The sequence below is a fragment of the Klebsiella sp. 10982 genome, from assembly GCF_048589245.1.
In the GTDB taxonomy this organism is placed as follows: Bacteria; Pseudomonadota; Gammaproteobacteria; order Enterobacterales; family Enterobacteriaceae; genus Klebsiella; species Klebsiella quasivariicola.
On sequence record NZ_JBMAXV010000001.1, the window covers coordinates 100,109 to 111,887 of the forward strand.

Here is an 11,779-nt window from a genome sequence, read left to right on the forward strand (position 1 = left end):
TTAAAGGAGAATAACAATGTCAAATAAATACATCATTGGTATTGATGGCGGGAGCCAAAGCACCAAAGTCGTGATGTACGATCTGCAGGGCAATATAGTTTGTGAGGGAAAAGGCCTGTTGCAACCAATGCACACCCCGGATGCTAATACAGCCGAACATCCTGACGATGACTTATGGACTTCTTTATGTTTTGCCGGAAAAGATCTGATGAGTCAGTTTGCGGGCAACAGAGAAGATATTGTCGGTATCGGGCTCGGCTCCATCCGCTGCTGCCGCGCGTTGCTTAAAGCCGATGGCACGCCAGCAGAGCCGTTAATCAGCTGGCAGGACGCCCGCGTTACCCGGCCTTATGAACATACCAACCCCGATGTCGCCTGGGTCACCTCATTTTCAGGCTATCTGTCGCACCGCTTAACCGGCGAGTTTAAAGACAATATCGCCAACTACTTTGGTCAGTGGCCCGTTGATTATAAAACCTGGTCATGGAGTGACGATGACGAGGTAATGAAGAAGTTTAATATCCCGCGTCACATGCTTTTTGATGTACAGATGCCGGGAACAATCTTAGGCCATCTTACCGAACAAGCCGCTCTCGCCACCGGTTTCCCGGCTGGGTTGCCCGTGGTCTGCACCACCAGTGATAAGCCGGTCGAAGCGCTGGGCGCTGGGCTTCTGGATGACGATACAGCGGTTATCTCATTAGGCACCTATATCGCCCTGATGATGAACGATAAGCATCTGCCGAAGGATCCCGTGGCGTACTGGCCTATTATGTCCTCTATTCCGGAAACGCTGCTGTATGAAGGATACGGCATTCGTAAGGGGATGTGGACGGTCAGCTGGCTGCGGGACATGCTGGGTGAATCCCTGCTTCAGGATGCTAAAACGCAGGGGCTCTCAGCGGAAGATTTGCTCAATAAAAAAGCCTCAACGGTACCGCCGGGCTGTAACGGCCTGATGACCGTGCTGGACTGGCTAACCAACCCGTGGGAACCCTACAAGCGCGGTATTATGATCGGTTTTGATTCCAGTATGGACTATGCCTGGATTTACCGCTCCATTCTGGAGAGCGTCGCCCTGACGTTGAAAAACAACTACGACAACATGTGCAATGAAATGAACCACTTCGCTAAACACATCATCATTACCGGCGGAGGGTCGAACAGTGACCTGTTTATGCAAATCTTTGCCGATGTGTTCAACCTTCCGGCGCGGCGCAACGCTATTAACGGCTGCGCAAGTCTGGGGGCCGCGATCAACACCGCGGTAGGATTGGGTCTGTATCCTTCCTACGAGGTGGCCATCAAAAATATGGTCCGGGTAAAAGATGTATTTATGCCTGTTGCACAAAACGCAATGCGCTATGAGGCCTTAAATAAGGGGATTTTCAGAGAGTTAACGCAATATACCGATGTCATTTTGAAGAAATCATATCAAGTCATCCACGGGAATCTGGAAAACACTGATGCGATTCAAAGCTGGTCGAACGCGTAACCGCTACGCCGGGTGGCGATTGACCACCCGGCGAAACAGCTAAGCAATATTCAGATACTTGTGCGTCTGCATAGACAGGCGCCAGTTGCGAGCGATACAGGTGTCGATACACAGACGCGTCGCGTCTTCTTTCTGGCTGATCGGCTGCAGGGCGATGATCCGCGGTTTGTCATCGCTCAGCGTTTCCAATAGTTCGTCCAGCGCTTCGATGTCGCGAACGCGTCCTACCGGATGTTTGATCTCATCCGCACGCTGCAGGGCCTGAGACAGCACATCATATCCGCCGCGCATGTTGACCTTCGGGGAAACCGTCACCCAGGTGTTGTGGCTGCAAAGCACTTCATGGGTGCCGCTGGTTTCAATCTGACAGCTAAAACCGTTTTGTTCCAGAAGCGAAGTTAACGGCGTTAAATCGTGAATGCAGGGTTCACCGCCGGTGATGACCACGTGACGGGCAGTCCACCCCTGACGCCCAATAATCGCCAGTAGATCCTCGCTGCTCGCCGGGCCCCACTTGTCGCTCTCTTTGGTTTTCGCCAGGATACTGAACAACGACACTTCCCGATCGGCCAGTTTGTCCCAGGTATGCTTGGTGTCGCACCACGCGCATCCTACCGGGCATCCCTGCAGACGAATAAAAATGGCAGGCACGCCGGTGAAGTAACCCTCGCCTTGCAGGGTCTGGAACATCTCGTTAATCGGGTACTGCATAGTCATCTCTGTTTAGGGTGATAAACGCCCATTATTGCAGATTTTGCTGCCCAGGTCTTGTCATGTGCTGCGATCCGGCTTTTCCTCGCCGCCAATACCCAAGTCACAATATGATGGATTAATAGCGCCGATTTTACAGTCAGGAATATTTATTAGCGTGGTAAGCATTGAAATACTTTATCTCTGCATCGCCGTTGGAAAATATGTAACAGGAAGTGTTATTTGCGGCATTGAAATTAAAACAACAGAAATAATAGCAAAATTAAAAATGGTTAAAATTCATAGTTATACAAATTGATACACGAAAGAATGAATTATCCCCCTGGTCCTGAAGTCGAAATCAATTCGCCCGCGATAATAAGCTTAAACTGGCCTTAATAAAGGGCGAATGGCGCCCCTTTTTTATTTAATCGTTGTTTACTTTAGCCCTCCTAGAATCCCGCAGACCAACCATAATGAGATAGCGTTAATGACCACATTATTCATTACCGGCGTTACCGGGTTTCTGGGTGGCGCGGCGTTAGAGAAAATACTCCCTCAGCAAAGCCAGTCAGATCTGCTGTTGCTGGTGCGTGCCGATAGCCCCGAAGCAGGCCTTGAGCGGGTCAAAGAGAACATGCGAAAGTTCAACATTGCCGAAGAGAAACTGGCAATGCTGGGCCCGCAGCATATCCTGCTGGGCGATCTCGCCTCTCCGCAATCATTTCTAAACGATCCGCGCCTCGAGCAGGTGACGCACGTCCTCAACTGCGCCGCTGTCGCCTCGTTTGGCAATAACCCGCTCATCTGGAAGGTCAATGTTGAAGGAACGCTGCGCCTGGCGCAACGCATGGCGCAGGTGAAGGGTTTACAGCGTTTTCTACACGTCGGCACGGCGATGTCCTGCTCGCCTGAGCCCGATTCACTGGTCGCCGAAAGCGCGGAATTCCGGCAACGCGCTGAGCACCTGGTGGAATACACCCACTCGAAATCAACCATCGAGCAGTTGATGCAGCAGCACTGCCCTACGCTGCCGCTGGTCATTGCCCGCCCTTCTATCGTGGTGGGCCATACTCATCATGGCTGCCGGCCTTCCAGCAGTATTTTCTGGGTATTCAGCATGGGCCTGATGCTGCAGAAATTTTTATGTTCCATGGAGGACCGCATCGATGTCATCCCGGTGGACTACTGCGCCGACGCCCTGCTGATGCTGCTTAACCAGCCGCTGGCCCACGGCGAGGTGGTGCATATCTCTGCCGGCGAGGAGAATAGCGTGAAGTTTGCCGAAATCGATCGGGCGATGGCCCAGGCCCTGGAGCAGGCGCCGGTAGGGGATAAGTACGCTCAGGTGAGCTATGAGGCGCTGGTCAAAATGCGTCGTGAACTGAAAGGAATTTTTGGCCCCTGCAACGAACGTCTGATGCTGAAAGCCATGCGTTTATATGGCGCCTTCGCCACGCTGAATGTGCGCTTTAGCAACGACAAGCTGCTGAGTATGGGAATGCCAAAACCACCGCGTTTTACGGATTACATTGACCGCTGCGTGGAAACCACTCGCGGGCTGTCGATCCCCCAGCAAATGGCCGTCGATTTCAAATAATGGCCAACGAGGTAAAAAAAATGCCAGCCCTGAGGCTGGCATTATTATTTCACAAAGACAGGATTACGCCTGGCCTTTGATCTCTTTACGACCGTTGAACGGCGCTTGCTCACCCAGCGCTTCTTCGATACGAATCAGCTGGTTGTATTTAGCAACGCGGTCAGAACGGCTCATAGAACCAGTTTTGATCTGGCCTGCAGCGGTACCAACAGCCAGGTCAGCGATGGTTGCGTCTTCAGTTTCGCCAGAACGGTGAGAGATGACAGCGGTGTAGCCAGCGTCTTTCGCCATCTTGATTGCAGCCAGAGTTTCGGTCAGAGAACCGATCTGGTTGAATTTGATCAGGATGGAGTTAGCGATGCCTTTTTCGATGCCTTCTTTCAGGATCTTGGTGTTGGTTACGAACAGGTCGTCACCAACCAGCTGGATTTTGTCGCCCAGGACTTTGGTCTGGTATGCGAAACCGTCCCAGTCAGATTCGTCCAGGCCATCTTCGATGGAAACGATCGGATACTGTTTGGTCAGCTCTTCCAGGAAGTGAGTGAATTCTTCGGAGGTGAACGCTTTGTTGCCTTCGCCAGCCAGAACGTATTTACCGTCTTTGTAGAATTCAGATGCTGCACAGTCCATCGCCAGGGTGATGTCTTTGCCCAGCTCGTAGCCAGCAGCTTTCACCGCTTCAGCGATAACAGCCAGTGCTTCGGCGTTAGAACCCAGGTTCGGCGCGTAGCCGCCTTCGTCACCCACAGCAGTGTTCATGCCTTTGGACTTCAGCACTTTCGCCAGGTGATGGAACACTTCAGAACCCATACGTACTGCTTCTTTCAGGGTCGGCGCGCCAACCGGCTGAATCATGAATTCCTGGATGTCGACGTTGTTGTCAGCGTGCTCACCGCCGTTGATGATGTTCATCATCGGAACCGGCATGGAGTATTTGCCCGGAGTGCCGTTCAGTTCCGCGATGTGCGCGTACAGCGGCAGGCCTTTGGACGCTGCAGCTGCTTTGGCGTTCGCCAGAGAAACAGCCAGGATAGCGTTCGCACCGAAGTTAGATTTGTTTTCAGTACCGTCCAGGTCGATCATGATCTTGTCGATGCCAGCCTGATCTTTGGCATCTTTGCCCAGGATTGCCTGAGCGATCGGGCCGTTTACCGCAGCAACAGCTTTGGTTACGCCTTTACCCAGGAAACGGGATTTGTCGCCATCGCGCAGTTCCAGCGCTTCGCGGGAACCAGTAGAAGCACCTGACGGAGCAGCTGCCATACCGACGAAACCACCTTCCAGGTGTACTTCGGCTTCAACAGTCGGGTTACCACGGGAGTCGATGATTTCACGACCGATGACTTTAACGATTTTGGACATTAGGTTTTCCTCAGTACAAGTTAAACTAAAACTCCAGACAAACAATGCACCCAAATGGGTGCATTGCCGTTCTAACTCTTTTTACTTCGCCTGGCGTTTCTGGTACTCGCTCGCGGCTTTCACAAAGCCGGCAAACAGCGGGTGTCCATCACGCGGCGTCGAAGTAAACTCCGGGTGGAACTGGCAGGCCACAAACCACGGATGGTTCGGCACTTCGATGATCTCGACCAACTGATCATCCCCGGAACGGCCCGCAACGCGCAGACCGGCAGCTTCAATCGGTTTCAACAACATGTTGTTGACTTCGTAGCGGTGACGATGGCGCTCGGTGATAGTCGGCTCGCCGTACAGCTGGCGTACCAGAGAATCATCATCCAGCTGGCACTGCTGTGCGCCCAGGCGCATGGTGCCGCCCAGATCGCTCTTCTCGGAGCGGACTTCAACATTGCCATCTTCGTCACGCCATTCGGTAATCAGGGCCACAACCGGGTATTTACAGTCTGGCACAAATTCCGTCGAGTTGGCGTTTTCCATACCCGCTACGTTGCGCGCAAACTCAATCAGCGCAACCTGCATACCCAGGCAAATGCCCAGATAAGGAATATTGTTTTCACGCGCATAGCGCGCGGTGGCGATCTTACCTTCCACACCGCGGTAGCCGAAGCCGCCCGGGATAAGGATAGCATCTAAATCCTTAAGGATTTCGACGCCGCGCGTTTCCACATCTTGCGAATCGATCAGCTTGATGTTGACAGTCACGCGGTTTTTCAGACCACCGTGTTTCAGCGCTTCAATCACCGACTTGTAGGCATCCGGCAGTTCAATGTACTTACCGACCATACCGATGGTGACTTCGCCTGCCGGATTGGCTTCTTCATAGATTACCTGTTCCCATTCGGCCAGGTTTGCTTCCGGACAAGTTAAGCTGAATCGTTTACAAATATAATCGTCCAGCCCCTGAGATTTCAACAGGCCCGGAATTTTATAAATGGAATCGACGTCTTTCAGAGAAATAACAGCCTTTTCCGGAACGTTACAGAACAAAGCAATTTTCGCTCGTTCGTTGGCCGGAACCGCACGATCGGAGCGGCAGATCAGGATGTCAGGCTGGATACCGATGGAGAGCAGCTCTTTTACGGAGTGCTGAGTCGGCTTGGTTTTGACTTCGCCCGCGGCGGCCATGTACGGCACCAGCGTCAGGTGCATAAACAGAGTATGCTCACGGCCGATCTCTACCGCCATCTGACGAATGGCTTCAAGGAACGGCAGGGATTCGATATCGCCTACGGTACCGCCGATTTCCACCAGTACGACGTCATGGCCTTCGCCGCCCGCCAGTACGCGCTCTTTGATCGCGTTGGTGATGTGCGGGATAACCTGAACGGTCGCGCCCAGGTAGTCGCCACGGCGCTCTTTGCGCAGTACGTCGGAGTAGATACGGCCGGTGGTAAAGTTATTGCGGCGCGTCATCTTGGTGCGGATGAAACGCTCATAGTGGCCCAGGTCCAGATCGGTTTCTGCGCCGTCTTCAGTAACGAACACTTCCCCATGCTGGATTGGGCTCATGGTACCCGGATCGACGTTGATATACGGATCCAGTTTCATGATGGTCACGTTGAGACCACGGGCTTCAAGAATGGCTGCCAGGGAGGCTGCGGCAATGCCTTTACCCAGAGAGGATACGACCCCGCCGGTCACAAAAATATAGTTCGTTGTCATGCTGAACCTGAGAAGTTAGGGTAAAACGATGGAATAACCAGGACGGGAAAGTAGTATACCCGAACATGCGTGACGCCACAAACTTTCATTCTCCCCTCCCCTTCGTTCTTCAAGTTGCACCTGTGTTGCGACTCGAACAACTCGAAGAGGCAGGCTACATGGTGTTTCAACGACATAACGGAAAGAGAAAATAGACGCTTTTGGCGAAATGTTTTTGACGTAAATCAAGCGCTTGTTATTTATAAAATCACACAAATCGCGCTTGATCACGAAAACTCGTTAGAGATCAGTTTCCTGGCGTTTTACTTCCTGCCACACTTCTTCCATGGTATCGAGGTCGACGCCGGTCATTTCCAGGCCGCGGGCGGCGACAATGCGCTCGACTTCACGGAAGCGGCGCTCAAATTTAAGGTTCGCTTTCTGCAGCGCCACCTCGGCTTTAACGCCTAAATGGCGGGATAAATTAACCGTGGCAAACAGCAGATCGCCCACTTCCTCTTCCAGTTTTGCTTCATCCACCACCGCCTGCTGCGCCTCATGCATCACTTCATCAATTTCTTCATGCACTTTGTCGAGCACCGGTCCCAGCGAGGTCCAGTCGAAACCGACCGCCGAGCAGCGGCGCTGGATTTTATGCGCGCGCATCAGCGCCGGCAGGCTATGGGGAATATCGTCCAGTGCCGAATGCTGGGCTTTTTCCGCCCGCTCGGCGCTTTTGATTTGCTCCCAGCGCGCCAGGACTTCACTGCTGTTGCCTGCGGTAGCATCAGCGAAAATATGGGGATGGCGACGCTCCAGCTTGTCGCTGATGGCGGCGCAGATATCGTCAAAGTTAAAGCGTCCCTCTTCCTGCGCCATTTGCGCATAGAACACCACCTGGAACAGCAGATCGCCCAGCTCACCGCGCAGGTCATCAAAATCCTCTCGCGAAATGGCGTCCAGCACTTCATAGGTTTCTTCGAGGGTATACGGGGCAATGGTGGCGAAAGTCTGCTCTTTATCCCACGGGCAGCCGTTTTCCGGGTCGCGCAGGCGGCGCATGATGCCGAGCAAGCGGTCGATTTGGGTCATGTGAGGATCCTGGAAATGTAAAAAATAGTCGGCCGGATAAGGCGTTTCGACCTTATCCGACGTTGCGAAATTGCCGGATGGCGGCTTCGCCTTATCCGGCCTACAGACGAATTAACCGCCGTGCAGACGGCGCGCGTCGATCACATCCGGCACCTGGTTAAGCTTACCGAGCACCCGGCCCAGCACCTGCAGGTTGTAAATCTCGATGGTCATATCGATGGTTGCCAGCTGCTGACGGGTATCGCTGCGGCTGGCGACGCCCAGCACGTTCACCTTCTCATTGGCGAGGATAGTGGTGATATCGCGCAATAAACCGCTGCGATCGTTCGCCTCCACTCTGACCACCAGCGAGTAGCCTGCCGAGTAGCTTTCGCCCCATACCGCATCGACGATGCGCTCCGGGGCATGCGACTGCAGTTCAGCCAGCTGATCGCAGTCGGCGCGATGCACGGAAATCCCGCGCCCCTGGGTGATAAAGCCGACGATTTCGTCGCCCGGGATCGGCTGGCAGCAGCGGGCAATATGGTGCATCAGGTTGCCCACCCCTTCCACCACCACCCGGCCATTGTCCTTGGTGCGGCTCTGCGGCGCGTAGGTTTTCTGCTGCAGTTGCTTCAGCGCGGCCGCATCCTGCTCGGCGGCGCTCGGCTTGTTGAACTGCGCCTGCAGGAAATTGACCATTTGGTTGAGACGGATATCGCCGCCGCCGATGGCCGCCAGCAGTTCATCAAGCTCGTTGAAGTTATAGCGCGGCAGCAGGTGCTTTTCCGCATCCTTCAGGCTGATGCCCAGATGCTCCAGCTCGTCGTCGAGGATCTGCCGACCGGCGAGAATATTCTTGTCGCGGTCCTGTTTACGGAACCAGGCGTGGATCTTCGAGCGTCCGCGGCTGGTGGTTACGTAGCCGAGGTTAGGGTTCAGCCAGTCACGGCTCGGGTTCGGCTGCTTCTGGGTAATAATTTCGATCTGATCGCCCATCTGCAGCTGGTAGGTGAACGGCACGATGCGGCCGCCAATTTTGGCGCCAATGCAGCGATGCCCAACGTCGCTGTGAATATGGTAGGCAAAGTCGAGCGGCGTCGACCCTGCCGGCAGGTCCACCACGTCGCCTTTCGGCGTAAAGACATACACCCGGTCGTCGAAAACCTGGCTGCGCACTTCGTCGAGCATTTCGCCGGAGTCGGCCATCTCTTCCTGCCAGGCAATCAGCTTGCGCAGCCAGGCGATACGGTCCTCATAGCCGCGGCCACCGCCGGTGCCCGCTCCCGCGCCCTCTTTGTACTTCCAGTGCGCGGCCACGCCCAGCTCGGCATCTTCATGCATCTGCCGGGTGCGGATTTGAATCTCCACCGTCTTGCCGCTCGGCCCCAGCACCACGGTATGGATAGACTGGTAACCGTTAGGTTTCGGGTTGGCCACGTAGTCGTCGAACTCATCCGGCAGATGGCGGTAGTGGGTATGGACGATCCCCAGCGCGGCATAGCAATCCTGCAAACGCTCAGCCACAATACGCACCGCGCGAACGTCAAACAGTTCGTCGAAAGCGAGGTGTTTTTTCTGCATTTTGCGCCAGATGCTGTAGATGTGCTTCGGCCGGCCATAGACCTCCGCCTTGACCCCTTCGGCTTTCATCTCTGAACGCAGGTGGCCGACGAACTCGTCGATGTAATGCTCGCGGTCGATACGGCGTTCGTGGAGTAGTTTGGCGATGCGCTTATATTCCGCCGGGTGCAAATAGCGGAAGCAGTAGTCTTCCAGCTCCCACTTCAGCTGGCCAATACCTAAGCGGTTCGCCAGGGGGGCATAGATATTGGTGCACTCTTTCGCCGCCAGCACGCGCTCATCTTCCGGCGCATCCTTGACCTCGCGCAGATGCGCGATACGCTCAGCGAGTTTGATGACCACGCAGCGGAAATCGTCAACCATCGCCAGCAGCATGCGGCGAATATTATCCACCTGCTCGGAAGAGACCGAGTCGGTATGGGTGGCTTTCAGCTGGCGGATTGCGGCCATGTCCCGCACCCCGTGAATCAGGGTCACCACCGATTTCCCCACGGTATCCTGCATGACCTCTTCGCTGACGACTTCGCCGTCGGCCAGCGGGAACAGCAGCGCCGCGCGCAGCGTATCGATGTCCATACTCAGGGTGGACAGGATCTCCACCATTTCGACGCCCCGCCACAGCAGCAGGTCCGCCTGCGGGTGTCCTTGCGTTTTTTCGCGACAATAATCCCAGGTTTCGGCTAAGCGCTCACACGACTGCTGGCTGGAAATTCCCAGACTCGCGATCCATTTCTTCGGGTCAAATTCACCAGCTTTATTAAGATGTGCACTTCTTACCGCAACCATTGTCCTCTCCTTAAGGGACCGGCCTGCCGAAGTCGGCAAGCCTCAACTTTCTACATGTCATCCTGCAGGTCGCGTCAGCATTCATGGCCAGGGTGGCTCTTCTGCGACGTTGTGAATGACCTTATGTAAGCCTGCGCTCAAACAACACTATTGATTCCAGATGACCGGTATGCGGGAACATATCCAGCATCGCCAGGCGTTGAATCTGATATCCAGCCTGCAACAGGGTTTCGCTGTCTCGCGCCAGCGTCGCCGGGTTGCAGGAAACATACACCACCCGTCGCGGTGCCATTTTTATAATATGCGGCATTACGCCCGGCGCGCCGGCGCGGGCCGGGTCCAGCAGCACTTTATCAAAGCCGTGCTTCGCCCAGGCCTGACGGGTGACGTCTTCTTCCAGATTTTCATGGAAGAAGGTGACATTTGATAAACCATTGAGGGCGGCGTTTTCCCGCCCCTTTGCCACCAGCGCCGGGACCCCTTCCACCCCCACCACATGGGCGGCGCGGGTCGCCAGAGGCAGGGTAAAATTCCCCATCCCGCAGAACAGATCCAGGACCCGGTCTTCCGGCTGCAGATCCAGCCACTCCAGCGCAGTACGCACCATCTGCTGATTCACGCCGTCGTTGACCTGGATAAAATCCCGCGGACTGAACACTAAGCGTAGTCCGTCTGAGGTATACCATGGCGCTTCACCGTGAATATGTTCAAGTATCTCGCTTTGCGGCGCGAGGTACAGAGAAAGACCGTGAGTTTGCGAAAAGCGTTCCAGTTTTTCCCTGTCTGCCGCCGGCAGCACAGCGGTATGACGCAGCACCATCAGTGGGCCGTTATCCGCCTGCACCAGCTCGACGTGGCCGAGGTGGCGTAATGCGCTCAGCGCGCTTAAGCACTCGCGCACCGCGGGCAGCAATGCCTCAAGTTGGGGCGCCAAAACAGGGCATTGCACCACATCGACGATCGCTTTGGCGTTAGCCTGGCGAAAACCCATCTGCAATTGTTGGGTCTTTGGCTGATAATTCAAGCTCAAGCGCGCGCGACGGCGGTAGCCCCACGGCGCGCCGGCGATGACGTCATCCACCTCGCGCTTCATCAGTCGCGCCAGCGCAGCGCGTTTACTTTGCTGCTGAAGCGAAACGCTGGCGTGCTGCTGTTGGCAGCCGCCGCAGACGCCAAAATGCGGGCAGCGCGGCGCCTGGCGCTCGGGGCTGTCGGTTAGACGGCGTTTTACCTCGGCGCGGGCGTACTGTTTTTTGTCTTCCACCAGCACCACCTCGGCCTGCTCCTGCGGCAGCACGCCGCCGACAAACAGCGCTTTTCCCTGGTGGCGGGCAACGCCCTGACCAAAGGGATCGAGGTCATTGACTGTAACGGTTATGATCTGGCGCGTCGTCACACGCCGTTTTGCAGAGTAGAATTGCGCCATCGTAGAGAGTTGTCTCAATCAAATAAAACGAGCTCGTTCAGAGCGACAGCGCCGCGAGGCGCACCGA

8 protein-coding genes are annotated in these 11,779 nt (G+C 55.1%); 2 read left to right on the forward strand and 6 right to left on the reverse strand.

Going from position 1 to position 11,779, the window contains the following annotated elements:
• The first annotated feature begins 16 nt into the window (after positions 1 to 16).
• Positions 17 to 1,495 carry an FGGY-family carbohydrate kinase gene (locus tag ACKLKD_RS00475; RefSeq protein WP_080924671.1) on the forward strand — a complete coding sequence of 493 codons (1,479 nt, stop codon included), beginning with the start codon at positions 17 to 19 and terminating at the stop codon, positions 1,493 to 1,495.
• Between the two features lie 39 nt (positions 1,496 to 1,534).
• On the opposite strand, the gene queE is transcribed toward ACKLKD_RS00475, so the two are convergent.
• Entirely contained in the window at positions 1,535 to 2,206 is a 672-nt protein-coding gene (gene queE, locus ACKLKD_RS00480) for a 7-carboxy-7-deazaguanine synthase QueE (RefSeq protein WP_004205582.1), read from the reverse strand.
• Between the two features lie 469 nt (positions 2,207 to 2,675).
• On the opposite strand from queE, the gene ACKLKD_RS00485 reads away from it, so the two are divergent.
• Positions 2,676 to 3,785 carry an SDR family oxidoreductase gene (locus ACKLKD_RS00485; protein ID WP_025712850.1) on the forward strand — a complete coding sequence of 370 codons (1,110 nt, stop codon included), beginning with the start codon at positions 2,676 to 2,678 and terminating at the stop codon, positions 3,783 to 3,785.
• A gap of 63 nt (positions 3,786 to 3,848) precedes the next feature.
• Here the strand turns inward: ACKLKD_RS00485 and eno are convergent, their stop codons facing one another.
• From eno to rlmD, 5 genes are all read right to left on the reverse strand, one after another.
• Positions 3,849 to 5,147: a phosphopyruvate hydratase gene (gene eno / locus ACKLKD_RS00490; protein WP_025713721.1), complete on the reverse strand. Its 1,299-nt coding sequence runs from the start codon at positions 5,145 to 5,147 to the stop codon at positions 3,849 to 3,851.
• Between the two features lie 81 nt (positions 5,148 to 5,228).
• A complete protein-coding gene (pyrG, locus tag ACKLKD_RS00495; RefSeq protein WP_023290827.1) occupies positions 5,229 to 6,866 on the reverse strand; it encodes a glutamine hydrolyzing CTP synthase in 1,638 nt (545 codons plus the stop codon).
• Positions 6,867 to 7,145: 279 nt separating this feature from the next.
• Positions 7,146 to 7,937, reverse strand: coding sequence for a nucleoside triphosphate pyrophosphohydrolase (mazG, locus tag ACKLKD_RS00500; protein WP_025713720.1), 792 nt, complete (start codon positions 7,935 to 7,937; stop codon positions 7,146 to 7,148).
• Between the two features lie 111 nt (positions 7,938 to 8,048).
• Positions 8,049 to 10,286, reverse strand: coding sequence for a GTP diphosphokinase (relA, locus tag ACKLKD_RS00505; protein WP_025713719.1), 2,238 nt, complete (start codon positions 10,284 to 10,286; stop codon positions 8,049 to 8,051).
• A gap of 121 nt (positions 10,287 to 10,407) precedes the next feature.
• Positions 10,408 to 11,712, reverse strand: a complete 1,305-nt coding sequence (gene rlmD / locus ACKLKD_RS00510) for a 23S rRNA (uracil(1939)-C(5))-methyltransferase RlmD (protein WP_087804599.1) — start codon at positions 11,710 to 11,712, stop codon at positions 10,408 to 10,410.
• Between the last annotated feature and the right edge of the window lie 67 nt (positions 11,713 to 11,779).

Coding starts and splice junctions, on each gene's coding strand:
- ACKLKD_RS00475 (WP_080924671.1), top strand. CDS start 17: ATGTCAAATAAATACATCATTGGTATTGATGGCGGGAGCCAAAGCACC.
- relA (WP_025713719.1), bottom strand. CDS start 10,286: ATGGTTGCGGTAAGAAGTGCACATCTTAATAAAGCTGGTGAATTTGAC.
- eno (WP_025713721.1), bottom strand. CDS start 5,147: ATGTCCAAAATCGTTAAAGTCATCGGTCGTGAAATCATCGACTCCCGT.
- ACKLKD_RS00485 (WP_025712850.1), top strand. CDS start 2,676: ATGACCACATTATTCATTACCGGCGTTACCGGGTTTCTGGGTGGCGCG.
- queE (WP_004205582.1), bottom strand. CDS start 2,206: ATGCAGTACCCGATTAACGAGATGTTCCAGACCCTGCAAGGCGAGGGT.
- rlmD (WP_087804599.1), bottom strand. CDS start 11,712: ATGGCGCAATTCTACTCTGCAAAACGGCGTGTGACGACGCGCCAGATC.
- pyrG (WP_023290827.1), bottom strand. CDS start 6,866: ATGACAACGAACTATATTTTTGTGACCGGCGGGGTCGTATCCTCTCTG.
- mazG (WP_025713720.1), bottom strand. CDS start 7,937: ATGACCCAAATCGACCGCTTGCTCGGCATCATGCGCCGCCTGCGCGAC.